Here is a 13,575-nt window from a genome sequence, read left to right as displayed (position 1 = left end):
CCTGGGGCGCCGGCGGAGCCTAGCGCGCCTTCTTCTTGCCGGCGACCGTGCGCTTCGGACCCTTGCGGGTACGCGCGTTGGTCTTCGTGCGCTGCCCGCGCACAGGGAGGCCGCGACGGTGGCGGATGCCCTCGTAGGAGCCGATCTCCACCTTGCGGCGAATGTCGGCGGCCACCTCACGGCGAAGGTCACCCTCCACCTTGTAGGTGCCCTCGATGTGGTCGCGGAGCTCGACGAGCTGGTCGTCGGTAAGGTCCTTGACGCGAACGTCCGGGCCGATGCCGGTTGCCGCGAGGATCTCGTTCGAACGGGTACGGCCAACGCCGTAGATGTAGGTCAAGGCGATGACCACGCGCTTGTCGCGCGGGATGTCGACGCCGGCGAGACGTGCCATGCGGATCTCCAAAGGAGTGTCGTGGAGGTGTGGAGCAGGATCGGTGCCCGGGCCTCCGCCCCGAGGTGTCCCCCGCATCCGGTTTCCCCGATGCGGGTTCTGATCCTGCCGTTATGTGTTCAGTTGTGGTCGTGAGGGCTGCGGCTCGGCGGCTAAGCCGCCGCGCCCAGCCTGGACGTCAACCCTGGCGCTGCTTGTGACGCGGGTTGCTCTTGCAGATCACCATCACCCGGCCGTGGCGGCGGATGACCTTGCAGTGATCGCAGATGGGCTTGACGGAGGGATTGACCTTCATGATTTCCTGTTCGCTGTCTTCGTACCGCGCCGGAGCGCGGCCGTTACTTCTCGACCGGTCTTAGCGGTAGCGGTAGACGATTCGGCCCCGCGTGAGGTCGTAGGGGCTGAGCTCCACGACGACACGGTCTTCGGGGATGATGCGGATGTAGTTCTGCCGCATCTTGCCGGAAATCGTGGCGAGCACCTTGTGTCCGTTGGTCAACTCAACACGGAACATCGCGTTGGGCAGGGCCTCGGAGATGACACCCTCGATCTCGATGACACCGTCTTTCTTCGCCATATACTCGCTATCGCTTGTTGCAGACCGGTCGGTCTGCGGTGGATGGGGTTCGGTGCTGTGACACGCCAATAGAGGCGCAACGCACCAAAGATCAAGCATACGTGGTATTGCGCCGTCCAGCAACCAGAGCCGCCCTCCCCCGCCCTCGCCCCCTCGCCCGCCCTCGCCCTCGCCCCGCCCTCGCCCCGCCCTCGCCCCGCGCTCGCGCTCGCCCCGCGAGAAACGACGATCCGGACGAGAAACGGCGCGACGCATCCTGTCTCGTCCGGATTGTGGTTTCTCGCGGGCGTGGAGGGCGCACCCACTCCTCCTCCCCGGCGGGCGGATGGCGCGGGTTCTCCACGGGGCAGCGCGAGCGCGGGGATGCTGCGCATCCGCAGGCCCACCATGGCGGGATGCTGCTTCTCTCCGGCCACCCGCTCGCACCGTCTCCCGTCCCGCTCCTGCGCACGCGGGACGCCGAAGACGCAGGGTTGCGCCTCCGCAACGACGATCGCCGCGTGAGAGTACGACCCGGGGTGTACGCGCCGCGCCACCTGTGGGAGGGACTCAAACCCTGGGAACGCTACCTGGCGCGAGTGCACGCCTTCGCGTCGGTCTCGCCGGGAGCGGCCTTCTGCCTGGAGTCCGCCGCCGCTCTCCTCGGCCTCCCGTTGTTCGGCGAGCCCCGCGACATCCACGTGTACGACCCCGGCCGGGATCGATCGCAGCGGTTCGGCGACGTGGCCGTCCACACGAGCGCCGACCCGCGCGTGATCAGTGCGGGGAGCATCTCCCTCACGTCGCCGGCGGACACCACGGTCGATCTCATCCGCGCCCTTCCACCGGCCTTCGGACTCGCCGTCGGTGACGCCGCACTGCGCGCGTTCCCGACCATCCTGAGCCCAGAGTTCCTGACTCAGATCGCCGGCACCCAGGTGAACGGCCGAGGGAGCAGGCGCCTGCGGTGGGCACTCCCCAGGCTGGATGGTCGCGCGGAGTCGGTCGGCGAATCGGTCAGCCGGGCCGTGATGGAGTGGAGCGGCTTCCCTCCCCCGCAGCTCCAGCACGTGTTCCACTACGAGGGATTCGAGGACCGTTCCGACTTCTACTGGCCGACGTACCGCGCGATCGGCGAATCCGACGGCTACGACAAGTACACGACCGACCCCGGGGAGGCGGCGCAACGGATCCGCAAAGAGAAGCAGCGCGAAGACCGCCTCCGACGTTACGAGGGCGGTTTCGCCCGCTGGGATCTGGCCGGGGCGACGCGCGTCACCCCCCTCTGCACCGCCCTCACGCACGCCGGGGTGCCGCAGCTCTTCCCTCCCCAGCACCCGATGCTGGCGACCCTCCTCCCCAATCCGCGCTCCCGCTGAGCGAGAAACGACGTTCCGGACGAGACATGACGCGTCGCGCCGTTTCTCGTCCGGGATGTCGTTTCTCGCCGAAGGCGCGCGAGGCGCGGGAGGGAGGGACGAGGGACGGGAGGGACGAGCGGGACTAATTCAGGCGGGCCACGATGTCGGCCTGGGGGTCGCCGGTCAGGTCGGTGGCGTTCGCCAGCACCTGGCCGTTCACCACGATCGTCGGCGTCGAGATGCCGGGCGAGCCCTCCTGCTCGGGGGTTTCGCGGGTCATCGCCGTGGCGAAGCGCGTGTACGTGCCGTCGGTGATGCACGAGGCCACATCGCCGGATGCTCCGGCCTGCTGGGCGATCGCGATGATCTCGTCGTCGGTCAGGCCCGACGACCCCTCCTCCGGCTGGTTCGCGAACATCCCCTGCACGAACGGCAGCACGGCATCGGGAGAATCCTCCGCGACGCAGTACGCGGCACCGGCCGAGCGCGTCGAGAACTCCGTGCCGTCCGAGGCGCGGTCCAGGATCGAGATGGGGTGGATGTTGAGGGTGATGCTGCCGTCCGCGACGAGCTCCTCGAGCGTCGGACCGTACGCCTGCTCGAACTGGTTGCAGATCGGGCACATGAAGTCGATGTAGGTGTCCACCGTGTCCGGGCCGTCGCCGACGGCGATCGCTCCGGTGGAGGCATCCACGACGGGGCTGTCCGGCGCCTCGCCTGCGGAGTTCGCCACGGCGTTCCCCCACCACACGGCGACACCGACTCCGATGAGCACGACCACCACGGCGGCGGTGACGCCGATGGCGAACCAGTTGACCTTGCGCTCCGCAGCCATGATTACTCGATCTCCTTGGGAATCACGCCGAACGGGGCAAGCTGCTCCGCGCCGCCGTCGGGCGCAGTGAGCACCCAGATGCCACCAGCGTGCACCGCGACGCTGTGTTCCCAGTGTGAGCCGTCCGAGCCGTCGAGGGTCGAGACGGTCCACCCGTCGTCCTCGACGAACGTCTCCTGGTCGCCCGCGACCACCATCGGCTCGATCGCGACGGCCAGTCCGGGACGAACCTCGGCGCCGGGGTCGGGCGTTCGGTAGTTGAACAGGCTCGGCGACTCGTGCATCTTGCGGCCGATGCCGTGCCCCACGTAATCGCGCAGAATGCCGTACGCGCCCGTCGAAGGACTGTGCGCCTCGATGTGATCCTGGATGGCCGCACCGACCTCACCCAGGTGCGACGCCGACGCGAGCGCGGCGATCCCGGCCCACAGCGACCCTTCGGTCACCTCCGACAGCCGCCGCCGCGCGGCCACCACCTCCGCCGGGGCATCGCCGGGCACGACGACGCTGATGGCCGAATCGCCGTTCCACCCCTGCAGCTCCGCCCCCGCGTCGACCGAGACGAGGTCGCCCGCCTGCAGGACGCGGTCGCCGGGGATCCCATGCACGACCTGCTCGTTCACCGAGGTGCAGAGAGTATGCCGGTATCCGCGCACGAGCTGGAAGTTCGAGCGAGCGCCCCGCGAGCGGATGACGCGGGATGCCTCGGCGTCGAGCTCGAGCGTCGTGACACCCGGCGCGATCATCGTGCGCACCGCGTCCAGCGCGGCCGCGGTGATGAGGCCGGGTTCGATCATGGCCCGCAGCTGCGCGGGGGTCTTGTAGAGGGAGGAGCGGAAGATCACGTCAGGCGGCGGTCGAACGACCGAGGCCGCGCGACTCGAGGGCTGCGAAGATGCGCTCGGTCACCTCATCCAGCGTCCCCACCCCGTCGATCTCGTCGACGATGTTCCGGGTGCCGTAGACCCCGAGGATCGGCGCCGTCTCGGACTCGTAGATCGCCAGGCGGTGAGCGATGGCCTGGTCGCTGTCGTCTGCGCGACCCTGCTCCTCGGCGCGCTTGGTCAGCCGCTCGATCGACACTTCGCGCGGCACGACGAGAGCGATCACCGCGTCGAGCGTCTCCGCGCGCCCCTCGAGGAAGTCGTCGAGCTGCAGCACCTGAGCGAGGTTGCGGGGGTAGCCGTCGAGGAGGAACCCGCTCGCGGCATCCTCCTTCGACAACCGGTCGCGCACCACGGCGCTGGTGAGCTCATCGGGAACCAGGCGACCCGAGTCGATGATCTCCTTCACCTGCGTCCCCAGCTCCGTGCCGTCCGCGACGTTGGCGCGGAACACATCGCCGGTCGAGACCACGGGGATGCCGAACGCTTCGGCGATGCGGACACCCTGGGTGCCCTTGCCCGATCCTTGCGGACCGACGATGAGCAGACGTGCGGCTGAGGTCATCAGCGGAGGAGCCCTTCATAGTGACGCTGCTGAAGCTGCGCGTCGATCTGCTTCACCGTCTCGAGACCGACACCGACGATGATCAGGATCGACGCGCCACCGAACGGGAAGTTCTGGTTGGCACCGACCGTGGCCAGGGCGATGAGCGGCAGCAGAGCGATGAGGCCGAGGTAGATCGACCCGGGCAGCGTGATGCGGGTGAGGACGTAGTCGAGGTACTCCGCGGTGGGGCGCCCCGCCCGGATGCCGGGGATGAAGCCGCCGTAGCGCTTCATGTTGTCGGCGACGTCGACCGGGTTGAACGTGATCGCGACGTAGAAGTAGGTGAACCCGATGATCAACAGGAAGTACACCAGCATGTACAGCGGGTTGTCGCCCGTAGTGAAGTACTGCGAGATCCACACCACCCAGCCGGGGGCTTCCTGCCCCGCCTGCGGCTGGTTGAACTGGGCGATCAGCGCCGGGATGTACAGCAGCGACGAGGCGAAGATGACGGGCACGACACCGGCCATGTTCACCTTGATCGGGATGTACGTGTTGGTGCCGCCGTAGGTGCGTCGCCCCACCATCCGGCGGGCGTATTGCACCGGGATGCGGCGCTGGGACTGTTCGACGAACACCACGAGAGCGACGACCAGGATTCCGACGCCCAGCACGAGGAGGAAGACCTCGAAGCCGCGCGCCTGCCAGATCGACCACATGGCGGCCGGGAAGGTCGCGGCGATCGAGGTGAAGATGAGGATCGACATGCCGTTGCCCACGCCGCGCTCGGTGACGAGTTCGGCGAACCACATGATGAGGCCGGTACCGGCGGTCATCGTGATGATCATGAGCAGCTGCGCCCACCACACGTCGTTGGTGAGCAGGTTCTCGCACTCGGGGATACCGACGCCCAGCAGCTGCCCGCTGCGTGCCACCGTGACGAGCGTGGTCGACTGCAGCAGCGCGAGGGCGATCGTGAGGTAGCGGGTGTACTGCGTCAGACGGGACTGGCCCGCCTGGCCCTCTTTGTAAAGGGTCTCGAAGTGCGGGATGACCACGCGGAGCAGCTGCACGATGATCGTCGCGGTGATGTAGGGCATGACGCCCAGCGCGAAGATCGACAGCTGCAGGAGGGCGCCGCCGGAGAACAGGTTCACCAGGGACAGGAGGCCCTCAGTGGTGCCCTGCTGGTCGAGGCACGACTGCACGTTGGGGAAATCCACGAACGGCGTAGGGATGTGTGCGCCGAACCGGTAGATCGCAATGATGCCCAAGGTGAAGGCGATCTTGCGACGCAGGTCAGGCGTGCGGAAGACCCGCGCGATGGCGCTGAACAAGTGGATTCCTCCAGAGTGGTTCCGGCGCGCAGAGGCGCACAGACAACCAGGGTAACCCAGAGGGCCGGAGGCTAGCGCTCTCCGGCCCTCTGAGGTGCAGGCGAGGTCAGTTGACCGAGCCGCCCGCCGCGACGATCTTCTGCTCGGCAGAACCCGAGACCTTGTCGACCGTCACGTTCAGCTTCACCGAGATGTCGCCGGTGCCGAGCACCTTGACCTTCTCGTTCTTGCGCACAGCACCCTTGGCGACGAGGTCGCCGACGGTCACCTCGCCACCGGCGGGGTACAGCTCCGCGAGCTTCTCCAGATTCACGACCTGGTACTCGACGCGGAACGGGTTCTTGAACCCGCGCAGCTTCGGAGTACGCATGTGCAGCGGCATCTGGCCACCCTCGAACCCGATCCGCACCGAGTAGCGCGCCTTGGTGCCCTTGGTGCCACGGCCCGCGGTCTTACCCTTGGAGCCTTCACCGCGACCGACACGGGTCTTCGCGGTGTGGGCACCCGGGACCGGCCGGAGGTGGTGCACCTTGAGCACGCCGGGGCGCGTCGCGGGAGCAGCGGTCTTCGCCGCGGCGGGCTTGGTCGCCTTGGCGGCGGCGGGCTTGCGCGCCGGCGCCTTCTTGGCGGGCTTCTCAGCCGCCGTTTCGTTTTCAGCCATCAGTCGATCTCCTCAACCTTGACGAGGTGGGCGACGGTCTTGACGTAGCCGCGCGTCTGCGCGTCGTCGGGACGGACGACAGCGTCGCCGATCCGCTTGAGACCGAGGCTGCGCAGCGTGTCACGCTGGTTCTGCTTCTCGCTCACCTTGGACTTGATCTGGGTCACCTTGAGTCGGCTCGCCATCAGACACCTGCCTTCGCCGCAGCGGCGGCCTTGGCCTCGTTGCGGATGATGATGCCGGGCACGACGGCGTCGTACTCCAGGCCGCGGCGAGCGGCCACGGCACGGGGCTCCTCGAGCTGCTTCAGTGCGGCGACCGTCGCGTGCACGATGTTGATCGTGTTCGACGAGCCGAGCGACTTCGACAGGATGTCGTGGATGCCGGCGCACTCGAGTACGGCGCGCACCGGGCCACCGGCGATAACACCGGTACCGGCAGCGGCGGGACGAAGCAGGACGACACCGGCTGCGGCCTCACCCTGCACCGGGTGCGGGATGGTCGAGCCGACGCGCGGGACGCGGAAGAAGTTGCGCTTGGCCTCTTCGACGCCCTTCGAGATCGCCAGGGGCACCTCGCGGGCCTTGCCGTATCCGACGCCGACGACACCGTTTCCGTCTCCGACGACCACGAGGGCCGTGAAGCTGAACCGACGACCGCCCTTGACGACCTTCGACACGCGGTTGATCGTCACGACGCGCTCGAGGAACTGGCTCTCGTTGCGGTCGCGCGATCCACGGTCACCACGGTTGGGGTTGCGCTCGCGGCCGCCGCGGCGGGCCTCACGAGGCTCGCGGCTGGCGTCGGCCGTGCCGGCCGTGGCCGTCTCGGCCGTGGCCGGTGCGGCCTGGGACGCGTCGGTCACTTCGGTCTCCTTGTTGTCACTCACAGGTTCAGCCCTCCTTCGCGGGCGCCATCGGCGATCGCGGCGACGCGACCTGCGTACCGGTTGCCACCGCGGTCGAAGACCACGTCGGTGACACCGGCGGCCTTCGCGCGCTCGGCGACGAGTTCGCCGACCTTGCGGGCCTTGGCGGTCTTGTCACCGTCGAGGGCGCGCAGGTCCGTCTCGAGGGTGGATGCAGAGGCCACGGTGTGGCCCTTGCTGTCGTCGACCAGCTGGACGAAGACGTGGCGCGCCGAGCGGGTCACGACGAGACGAGGACGAACCTCGGTGCCGACGACCTTCTTGCGAAGGCGCCCGTGACGACGGCTGCGCGCGTCAGACTTTGACTTGAGAGCCATGGCTACTTACCACTCTTTCCGGCCTTGCGACGCACGACCTCGCCCGCGTACCGCACACCCTTGCCCTTGTACGGCTCCGGCTTGCGGATCTTGCGGATGTTGGCCGCGGCTTCGCCGACGGCCTGCTTGTCGATGCCGCTCACGGTGACGCGGTTGTTGCCCTCGACCGTGAACGTGATCCCGGCGGGGGGTTCCACGAGCACGGGGTGCGAGAAGCCGAGGGCGAACTCGACCGAGCCGCCGCGCTGGGCGACGCGGTAACCCGTGCCGACGACCTCGAGGCCCTTGGTGTAGCCCTGGGTGACACCGATGATGTTGTTGTTGATGAGCGTGCGGGTCAGGCCGTGAAGCGACCGGGACTCGCGCTCGTCGTCGGGGCGGGAGACGAAGACCTGGTTGTCCTCGACCTTGACCTCGATGGGGCGCGCCACGGTGAGCGACAGCTCACCCTTGGGGCCCTGAACGGCGACATCCGAACCGGTCACCGTGACGGTGACATCGGAGGGGATGTCGATGGGAAGACGTCCAATACGCGACATGTCAGATCACCACACGTAGGCGAGGACTTCTCCGCCCACGCCCTTCTGCTCGGCCTGGCGGTCTGTGAGCAGACCGGAGGAGGTGGACAGGATGGCGACGCCGAGGCCACCGAGAACCGTGGGGATCTCGGTCGAGCGTGCGTACACGCGCAGGCCGGGCTTCGACACGCGCTTGATGCCGGCGATCGACCGCTCGCGGTTCGGGCCATACTTCAGCGTGAGCGTCAGCGTCTGGCCGACGCGGGCGTCCTCGACGGACCATCCCGCGATGTAACCCTCCTGCTGGAGGATGTCGGCAATGTGAGTCTTGAGCTTGGAGCTCGGCAGCGACACGGAGTCGTGGTGTGCCGAGTTCGCGTTGCGCAGACGGGTCAGCATATCTGCGACCGGGTCTGTCATCGTCATGTGATGCTTCTTTCGATCATGAGGTTTCGGCTGCCGTTACGCGACAGACGACCTTCTATGAATGGGTGGGGGTCTTACGCCTGGGTGTCGGCCGAGCGGAACGGGAAGCCGAGCTGACGCAGCAGCGAGCGGCCTTCTTCGTCGGTCTTCGCGGTGGTGACGATCGTGATGTCGAAGCCGCGGACCCGATCGATCCGGTCCTGGTCGATCTCGTGGAACACTGCCTGCTCCTGGAGGCCGAACGTGTAGTTGCCGGTGCCGTCGAACTGGCGGTCCGACAGGCCCCGGAAGTCACGGATGCGGGGCAGCGCCAGGTTCACGAGCCGGTCGATGAACTCCCACGCGCGGTCACCACGGAGGGTGACGTGCGCGCCGATGGGCTGGCCCTCACGCAGCTTGAACTGCGCGATCGACTTGCGTGCCTTCGTGACGATCGGCTTCTGGCCGGTGATCTTGGTGAGGTCGTCGACCGCACCATCGATCACCTTGCTGTCGCGAGCGGCTTCACCGACGCCGGTGTTCACCACGACCTTGACCAGGCCGGGGATCTGCATGACGTTGGTGTACCCGAACTCTTCCTGCAGCTTCGGCTGAATCTCGTTCCGGTATTTCTGCTTCAGGCGGGGCTGGATCTTGCCAGCCGCCGCGGCAGTCGCGGTGCTCATATTCAGAGGTCCTTGCCTGACTTCTTCGCGAAGCGCACGCGAACCGTGCGCTTGACGCCATCCTTGACCTGCTCCTCGACACGGTGGCCGACGCGGGTCGGCTTCTTGGTCGAGGGGTCGACGAGGGCGACGTTGGAAATGTGGATGGGGGCCTCGAAGGTTTCGATGCCACCGGTCTTGGTGCCGCGCTGGGTCTGACCCACGCGCGTGTGCTTGGTGACGTAGTTCACGCCTTCGACGATCACGCGGTTCTGCTCGACGAGGACCTCGAGGACCTTGCCCTGCTTACCGCGATCTCCGCCGCGCTCGGGCTTGGAGCCCGAGATGACCTGAACCAGGTCGCCCTTCTTGATCTTCGCCATGATCAGATGACCTCCGGTGCGAGCGAGACGATCTTCATGAACTTCTTGTCACGAAGTTCACGACCGACCGGCCCGAAGATGCGGGTGCCGCGGGGCTCCCCGTCGCTCTTCAGGATCACGGCGGCGTTCTCGTCGAACTTGATGTAAGAGCCGTCGGGACGGCGGGTCTGCTTGACGACACGAACGACGACAGCCTTCACGACGTCGCCCTTCTTGACGTTGCCGCCGGGGATGGCGTCCTTGACCGTGGCGACGATGACGTCGCCCAGGCCCGCGTACCGGCGGTTGGAGCCGCCGAGCACACGGATGGTGAGCAGCTCCTTGGCGCCGGTGTTGTCGGCGACCTTGATTCGGGATTCGTTCTGAATCATGCGATCACTTGGCCTTTTCGAGAATCTCGACCAGGCGCCAGCGCTTGGTGGCGCTGAGCGGACGGGTCTCGTTGATGAGAACGAGGTCGCCGATGCCGGCCGCGTTCGCCTCGTCGTGCGCCTTCACCTTGGAGGTGCGGCGAATGACCTTGCCGTAAAGCGGGTGCTTCACGCGGTCTTCGACCTCGACGACGACGGTCTTGTCCATCTTGTCGCTCACGACGTAGCCACGACGGGCCTTGCGGTAACCACGGGCGTTGACGTCACGGACGTCGCGCTCGGAGCTCTCGTGACCGGCCTGCTCGGGGGCGACCTCAGCGGTCTTCTTGGTGGTGGCCATCACTCAGCCTCTTCCTTCACGGCCTCGTCAGCGGCGTCCGCCTTCTTGGCCTTGCTCTTCTTCGCCTTCGTGGTCTCGACAGGCGCGGGCGTTGCACGGATCCCGAGCTCACGCTCGCGGATCACGGTGTACAGACGCGCGATGTCGCGCTTGACCGCACGGATGCGGCCGTGGCTCTCGAGCTGCCCGGTGGCCGACTGGAAGCGCAGGTTGAACAGCTCTTCCTTGGCCTTGCGCAGCTCCTCCACGAGACGGGAGTCTTCGAACGTGTCGAGCTCGCTGGGTGCGAGCGTCTTGGTGCCGATCGCCATTACGCGTCGCCCTCCTCGCGCTTGATGATGCGTGCCTTCAGGGGCAGCTTGTGGATGGCACGGGTCAGCGCCTCACGAGCGAGTTCCTCGTTGACGCCCGCGACCTCGAACAGGACGCGGCCCGGCTTGACATTGGCGACCCACCACTCCGGCGAACCCTTACCGGAACCCATGCGGGTTTCGGCGGGCTTCTTGGTGAGGGGTCGGTCGGGGTAGATGTTGATCCACACCTTGCCGCCGCGCTTGATGTGACGGGTCATCGCGATACGAGCGGACTCGATCTGACGGTTGGTCACGTACGCGGGGGTGAGGGCCTGGATGCCGAACTCGCCGAACGAGACCTTCGTGCCACCGGTGGCCTGACCCGAGCGTCCCGGGTGGTGCTGCTTACGGAACTTGACCTTGCGGGGGATGAGCATTACGCCGGCGCTCCTTCTGCCACGGGGGCCTCGTTGCGGGGTGCCCGCGGCGGACGGCGGTCGCCACGGTCGCCACGGTCGTCACGACCGCGGGACTTCGGCGCGCTGGCCTGCTCGCGTGCGAGCTCCTTGTTGGTGAGATCGCCCTTGTAGATCCAGACCTTCACGCCGATGCGGCCGAAGGTGGTCTTCGCCTCGTAGAAGCCGTAGTCGATGTTCGCGCGAAGCGTGTGCAACGGCACACGGCCCTCGCGGTAGAACTCCGACCGGCTCATCTCGGCGCCGCCGAGGCGGCCGGAGACCTGGATGCGGACGCCCTTGGCGCCGGCGCGCTGCGCGCCCTGCAGCCCCTTGCGCATCGCGCGGCGGAACGCCACACGTGCGGAGAGCTGCTCGGCGATGCCCTGCGCGACCAGCTGAGCGTCGGCCTCGGGGTTCTTCACCTCGAGGATGTTCAGCTGGATCTGCTTGCCGGTGAGCTTCTCGAGGTCGGCACGGATGCGCTCGGCCTCGGCTCCACGGCGGCCGATCACGATGCCCGGGCGGGCGGTGTGGATGTCGACGCGGACCCGGTCACGGGTGCGCTCGATCTCGATGTTGCTCACACCGGCGCGGTCGAGCTGCGTCTTCAGGAGCTGACGGATCTTGATGTCCTCGGCCACGTAGTCGGCGTAACGCTGGCCCGGCTTCGTCGAATCGGAGAACCACCGCGATACGTGGTCCGTGGTGATACCGAGGCGGAAGCCGTACGGGTTGACTTTCTGTCCCATTACTTGCTCGCCTTCTTTGTGGTGCCGGCGTCGGCGCCGGTCGCAGCGTCTGCGACCGCCGGCGTGGAGAGCACGACCGTGATGTGGCTCGTGCGCTTCTTGATCTGGAATGCGCGACCCTGGGCGCGGGGCTGGAAACGCTTGAGCGTCGTGCCCTCGTCGACGTACGCGTTGGCCACGTACAGGTCGGCGTCATCCAGGTACTCGTTGGTCTTGTCGGCCGTGACGCGAGCGTTCGCCATCGCCGAGGCGACGAGCTTGTAGATCGGCTCGCTCGCGCTCTGCGGCGCGAACTTCAGGATCGCCAGAGCCTCTTCGGCCTGCTTCCCCTTGATGAGCGCGACGACACGACGAGCCTTCTGAGGGGTCACGCGGATGTGTCGCACACGTGCGATGGACTCCACCATTTCTCTCTCCTCTCAGCGCCACCGCGTCAGCGGCGGCGGCCCTTCTTGTCGTCCTTCACGTGGCCGCGGAAGGTGCGGGTGGGGGCGAACTCGCCCAGTTTGTGACCGACCATGGTCTCGGTCACGAACACAGGGATGTGCTTGCGACCGTCGTGCACTGCGATGGTGTGACCCAGCATGGCCGGGATGATCATCGAGCGACGTGACCAGGTCTTGATGACGTTCTTGGTTCCCGCTTCGTTCTGCGACACGACCTTGCGAAGCAGGTGCTCGTCGACGAAGGGGCCCTTCTTAAGACTGCGTGGCATCTTCTGTTCCTACCTACTTGCGCTTCTTGCTGGCGGTGCGACGGCGGACGATCAGCTTGTCGCTTTCCTTGTTGGCGTGACGCGTGCGGCCTTCCTTCTGGCCCCACGGCGACACCGGGTGACGTCCACCGGACGTCTTGCCCTCGCCACCACCGTGCGGGTGGTCGACCGGGTTCATCGCGACACCGCGGACGGTCGGGCGGATGCCCTTCCAGCGGTTGCGGCCGGCCTTGCCCCAGTTGATGTTCGACTGCTCGGCGTTGCCGACCTCGCCGATGGTCGCGCGGCAGCGTGCATCCACGTTGCGGATCTCACCGGAGGGCAGGCGCAGCTGCGCGTAGGGGCCGTCCTTGGCGACCAGGCGCACGGAGGCGCCGGCCGAACGGGCCATCTTCGCGCCGCCGCCGGGCCGAAGCTCGATGGCGTGGATGACGGTACCGGTGGGGATGTTGCGCAGCGGCAGGTTGTTGCCGGGCTTGATGTCGGCGCCGGCACCCGACTCGACGACGTCGCCCTGCTTCAGCTTGTTCGGCGCGAGGATGTAGCGCTTCTCGCCGTCCACGTAGTGCAGCAGTGCGATGCGCGCGGTGCGGTTGGGGTCGTACTCGATGTGAGCGACCTTGGCGTCCACGCCGTCCTTGTCGTTACGACGGAAGTCGATCAGACGGTACTGGCGCTTGTGGCCGCCACCGATGTGACGCGTCGTGATGCGGCCCTGGTTGTTGCGACCACCGGTCTTGGACAGCGGGCGGAGGAGAGACTTCTCGGGCGTCGATCGGGTGATCTCAGCGAAGTCCGCCACCGACGAGCCGCGGCGACCGGGGGTCGTGGGCTTGTACTTGCGAATAGCCATAGTTG

At 67.1% G+C, this 13,575-nt stretch carries 24 protein-coding genes; 1 reads left to right on the top strand and 23 read right to left on the bottom strand.

Annotated elements, in window-relative coordinates; all coding sequences use genetic code 11:
- Positions 1-19: 19 nt before the first annotated feature.
- The 3 genes from rpsM to infA all read right to left on the bottom strand — a co-directional run bounded on the left by rpsM (position 20) and on the right by infA (position 971).
- Entirely contained in the window at positions 20-394 is a 375-nt protein-coding gene (gene rpsM, locus AC4FS2_RS00795) for a 30S ribosomal protein S13 (RefSeq protein ID WP_491154371.1), read from the bottom strand.
- A 178-nt stretch (positions 395-572) separates the two neighbouring features.
- Positions 573-689, bottom strand: coding sequence for a 50S ribosomal protein L36 (gene rpmJ, locus AC4FS2_RS00790; RefSeq protein WP_005050492.1), 117 nt, complete (start codon positions 687-689; stop codon positions 573-575).
- A gap of 60 nt (positions 690-749) precedes the next feature.
- Positions 750-971, bottom strand: a complete 222-nt coding sequence (gene infA, locus AC4FS2_RS00785) for a translation initiation factor IF-1 (RefSeq protein ID WP_028496510.1) — start codon at positions 969-971, stop codon at positions 750-752.
- A gap of 395 nt (positions 972-1,366) precedes the next feature.
- On the opposite strand from infA, the gene AC4FS2_RS00780 reads away from it, so the two are divergent.
- Positions 1,367-2,329 carry a hypothetical protein gene (locus tag AC4FS2_RS00780; RefSeq protein ID WP_491176079.1) on the top strand — a complete coding sequence of 321 codons (963 nt, stop codon included), beginning with the start codon at positions 1,367-1,369 and terminating at the stop codon, positions 2,327-2,329.
- Between the two features lie 124 nt (positions 2,330-2,453).
- Here AC4FS2_RS00780 and AC4FS2_RS00775 read toward each other — a convergent pair whose 3' ends face one another.
- The 20 genes from AC4FS2_RS00775 to rplB form a co-directional block, all read right to left on the bottom strand.
- Complete coding sequence (locus AC4FS2_RS00775; RefSeq protein ID WP_491176077.1) at positions 2,454-3,146, bottom strand: DsbA family protein; 693 nt, start codon at positions 3,144-3,146, stop codon at positions 2,454-2,456.
- Positions 3,147-3,148: 2 nt separating this feature from the next.
- Positions 3,149-3,991, bottom strand: coding sequence for a type I methionyl aminopeptidase (map, locus tag AC4FS2_RS00770; RefSeq protein ID WP_491176074.1), 843 nt, complete (start codon positions 3,989-3,991; stop codon positions 3,149-3,151).
- Between the two features lies 1 nt (position 3,992).
- Positions 3,993-4,595: an adenylate kinase gene (locus AC4FS2_RS00765; RefSeq protein WP_491154381.1), complete on the bottom strand. Its 603-nt coding sequence runs from the start codon at positions 4,593-4,595 to the stop codon at positions 3,993-3,995.
- Positions 4,595-5,914 (bottom strand): preprotein translocase subunit SecY, encoded by a 1,320-nt coding sequence (gene secY / locus AC4FS2_RS00760; RefSeq protein WP_491154383.1) that lies wholly within the window; start codon positions 5,912-5,914, stop codon positions 4,595-4,597. Before secY ends, AC4FS2_RS00765 begins: the two co-directional genes overlap by 1 nt.
- Before the next feature lie 106 nt (positions 5,915-6,020).
- On the bottom strand, positions 6,021-6,575 hold the full coding sequence (gene rplO, locus AC4FS2_RS00755; protein WP_491176071.1) for a 50S ribosomal protein L15: 555 nt from the start codon (positions 6,573-6,575) through the stop codon (positions 6,021-6,023).
- Positions 6,575-6,760 carry a 50S ribosomal protein L30 gene (gene rpmD / locus AC4FS2_RS00750; RefSeq protein WP_135063347.1) on the bottom strand — a complete coding sequence of 62 codons (186 nt, stop codon included), beginning with the start codon at positions 6,758-6,760 and terminating at the stop codon, positions 6,575-6,577. Before rpmD ends, rplO begins: the two co-directional genes overlap by 1 nt.
- Positions 6,760-7,464 carry a 30S ribosomal protein S5 gene (gene rpsE, locus AC4FS2_RS00745; protein WP_484510412.1) on the bottom strand — a complete coding sequence of 235 codons (705 nt, stop codon included), beginning with the start codon at positions 7,462-7,464 and terminating at the stop codon, positions 6,760-6,762. Before rpsE ends, rpmD begins: the two co-directional genes overlap by 1 nt.
- The gene (gene rplR / locus AC4FS2_RS00740) at positions 7,461-7,820 is read right to left on the bottom strand and encodes a 50S ribosomal protein L18 (protein ID WP_491154387.1); all 360 of its coding nucleotides are present in this window, start codon (positions 7,818-7,820) and stop codon (positions 7,461-7,463) included. The genes rpsE and rplR overlap by 4 nt, the downstream gene beginning before the upstream one ends.
- 2 nt (positions 7,821-7,822) lie before the next feature.
- Complete coding sequence (rplF, locus tag AC4FS2_RS00735; RefSeq protein WP_491154388.1) at positions 7,823-8,359, bottom strand: 50S ribosomal protein L6; 537 nt, start codon at positions 8,357-8,359, stop codon at positions 7,823-7,825.
- A gap of 6 nt (positions 8,360-8,365) precedes the next feature.
- Positions 8,366-8,764, bottom strand: coding sequence for a 30S ribosomal protein S8 (gene rpsH, locus AC4FS2_RS00730; RefSeq protein WP_491154390.1), 399 nt, complete (start codon positions 8,762-8,764; stop codon positions 8,366-8,368).
- A 74-nt stretch (positions 8,765-8,838) separates the two neighbouring features.
- Positions 8,839-9,429, bottom strand: coding sequence for a 50S ribosomal protein L5 (gene rplE / locus AC4FS2_RS00725; protein WP_491154392.1), 591 nt, complete (start codon positions 9,427-9,429; stop codon positions 8,839-8,841).
- A 2-nt stretch (positions 9,430-9,431) separates the two neighbouring features.
- The gene (rplX, locus tag AC4FS2_RS00720) at positions 9,432-9,791 is read right to left on the bottom strand and encodes a 50S ribosomal protein L24 (RefSeq protein ID WP_491154394.1); all 360 of its coding nucleotides are present in this window, start codon (positions 9,789-9,791) and stop codon (positions 9,432-9,434) included.
- 2 nt (positions 9,792-9,793) lie between these two features.
- Positions 9,794-10,162 carry a 50S ribosomal protein L14 gene (gene rplN, locus AC4FS2_RS00715; RefSeq protein WP_484510406.1) on the bottom strand — a complete coding sequence of 123 codons (369 nt, stop codon included), beginning with the start codon at positions 10,160-10,162 and terminating at the stop codon, positions 9,794-9,796.
- 4 nt (positions 10,163-10,166) lie between these two features.
- Entirely contained in the window at positions 10,167-10,502 is a 336-nt protein-coding gene (gene rpsQ / locus AC4FS2_RS00710; RefSeq protein WP_491154396.1) for a 30S ribosomal protein S17, read from the bottom strand.
- Positions 10,502-10,813 (bottom strand): 50S ribosomal protein L29, encoded by a 312-nt coding sequence (gene rpmC, locus AC4FS2_RS00705; protein WP_491154397.1) that lies wholly within the window; start codon positions 10,811-10,813, stop codon positions 10,502-10,504. Before rpmC ends, rpsQ begins: the two co-directional genes overlap by 1 nt.
- Positions 10,813-11,232: a 50S ribosomal protein L16 gene (rplP, locus tag AC4FS2_RS00700; protein ID WP_400852303.1), complete on the bottom strand. Its 420-nt coding sequence runs from the start codon at positions 11,230-11,232 to the stop codon at positions 10,813-10,815. The genes rpmC and rplP overlap by 1 nt, the downstream gene beginning before the upstream one ends.
- Positions 11,232-12,002 carry a 30S ribosomal protein S3 gene (gene rpsC, locus AC4FS2_RS00695; protein WP_491154399.1) on the bottom strand — a complete coding sequence of 257 codons (771 nt, stop codon included), beginning with the start codon at positions 12,000-12,002 and terminating at the stop codon, positions 11,232-11,234. The genes rplP and rpsC overlap by 1 nt, the downstream gene beginning before the upstream one ends.
- A complete protein-coding gene (gene rplV / locus AC4FS2_RS00690; protein WP_491154401.1) occupies positions 12,002-12,409 on the bottom strand; it encodes a 50S ribosomal protein L22 in 408 nt (135 codons plus the stop codon). Before rplV ends, rpsC begins: the two co-directional genes overlap by 1 nt.
- Before the next feature lie 26 nt (positions 12,410-12,435).
- On the bottom strand, positions 12,436-12,717 hold the full coding sequence (gene rpsS, locus AC4FS2_RS00685) for a 30S ribosomal protein S19 (RefSeq protein ID WP_147911206.1): 282 nt from the start codon (positions 12,715-12,717) through the stop codon (positions 12,436-12,438).
- A 13-nt stretch (positions 12,718-12,730) separates the two neighbouring features.
- Complete coding sequence (gene rplB, locus AC4FS2_RS00680) at positions 12,731-13,570, bottom strand: 50S ribosomal protein L2 (protein WP_491154403.1); 840 nt, start codon at positions 13,568-13,570, stop codon at positions 12,731-12,733.
- Positions 13,571-13,575 lie beyond the last annotated feature (5 nt).

The sequence above is a fragment of the Microbacterium sp. Z10_103 genome (assembly GCF_058310455.1).
Note: the sequence above shows the minus strand (reverse complement) of the source record. Positions and strands in the feature narration are given on the sequence as shown.

Coding starts and splice junctions, on each gene's coding strand:
- rpsM (WP_491154371.1), bottom strand. CDS start 394: ATGGCACGTCTCGCCGGCGTCGACATCCCGCGCGACAAGCGCGTGGTC.
- rpmJ (WP_005050492.1), bottom strand. CDS start 689: ATGAAGGTCAATCCCTCCGTCAAGCCCATCTGCGATCACTGCAAGGTC.
- infA (WP_028496510.1), bottom strand. CDS start 971: ATGGCGAAGAAAGACGGTGTCATCGAGATCGAGGGTGTCATCTCCGAG.
- AC4FS2_RS00780 (WP_491176079.1), top strand. CDS start 1,367: ATGCTGCTTCTCTCCGGCCACCCGCTCGCACCGTCTCCCGTCCCGCTC.
- AC4FS2_RS00775 (WP_491176077.1), bottom strand. CDS start 3,146: ATGGCTGCGGAGCGCAAGGTCAACTGGTTCGCCATCGGCGTCACCGCC.
- AC4FS2_RS00765 (WP_491154381.1), bottom strand. CDS start 4,595: ATGACCTCAGCCGCACGTCTGCTCATCGTCGGTCCGCAAGGATCGGGC.
- rplO (WP_491176071.1), bottom strand. CDS start 6,575: ATGGCTGAAAACGAAACGGCGGCTGAGAAGCCCGCCAAGAAGGCGCCG.
- rpmD (WP_135063347.1), bottom strand. CDS start 6,760: ATGGCGAGCCGACTCAAGGTGACCCAGATCAAGTCCAAGGTGAGCGAG.
- rplR (WP_491154387.1), bottom strand. CDS start 7,820: ATGGCTCTCAAGTCAAAGTCTGACGCGCGCAGCCGTCGTCACGGGCGC.
- rplF (WP_491154388.1), bottom strand. CDS start 8,359: ATGTCGCGTATTGGACGTCTTCCCATCGACATCCCCTCCGATGTCACC.
- rpsH (WP_491154390.1), bottom strand. CDS start 8,764: ATGACGATGACAGACCCGGTCGCAGATATGCTGACCCGTCTGCGCAAC.
- rplE (WP_491154392.1), bottom strand. CDS start 9,429: ATGAGCACCGCGACTGCCGCGGCGGCTGGCAAGATCCAGCCCCGCCTG.
- rplX (WP_491154394.1), bottom strand. CDS start 9,791: ATGGCGAAGATCAAGAAGGGCGACCTGGTTCAGGTCATCTCGGGCTCC.
- rplN (WP_484510406.1), bottom strand. CDS start 10,162: ATGATTCAGAACGAATCCCGAATCAAGGTCGCCGACAACACCGGCGCC.
- rpsQ (WP_491154396.1), bottom strand. CDS start 10,502: ATGGCCACCACCAAGAAGACCGCTGAGGTCGCCCCCGAGCAGGCCGGT.
- rpmC (WP_491154397.1), bottom strand. CDS start 10,813: ATGGCGATCGGCACCAAGACGCTCGCACCCAGCGAGCTCGACACGTTC.
- rplP (WP_400852303.1), bottom strand. CDS start 11,232: ATGCTCATCCCCCGCAAGGTCAAGTTCCGTAAGCAGCACCACCCGGGA.
- rpsC (WP_491154399.1), bottom strand. CDS start 12,002: ATGGGACAGAAAGTCAACCCGTACGGCTTCCGCCTCGGTATCACCACG.
- rplV (WP_491154401.1), bottom strand. CDS start 12,409: ATGGTGGAGTCCATCGCACGTGTGCGACACATCCGCGTGACCCCTCAG.
- rpsS (WP_147911206.1), bottom strand. CDS start 12,717: ATGCCACGCAGTCTTAAGAAGGGCCCCTTCGTCGACGAGCACCTGCTT.
- rplB (WP_491154403.1), bottom strand. CDS start 13,570: ATGGCTATTCGCAAGTACAAGCCCACGACCCCCGGTCGCCGCGGCTCG.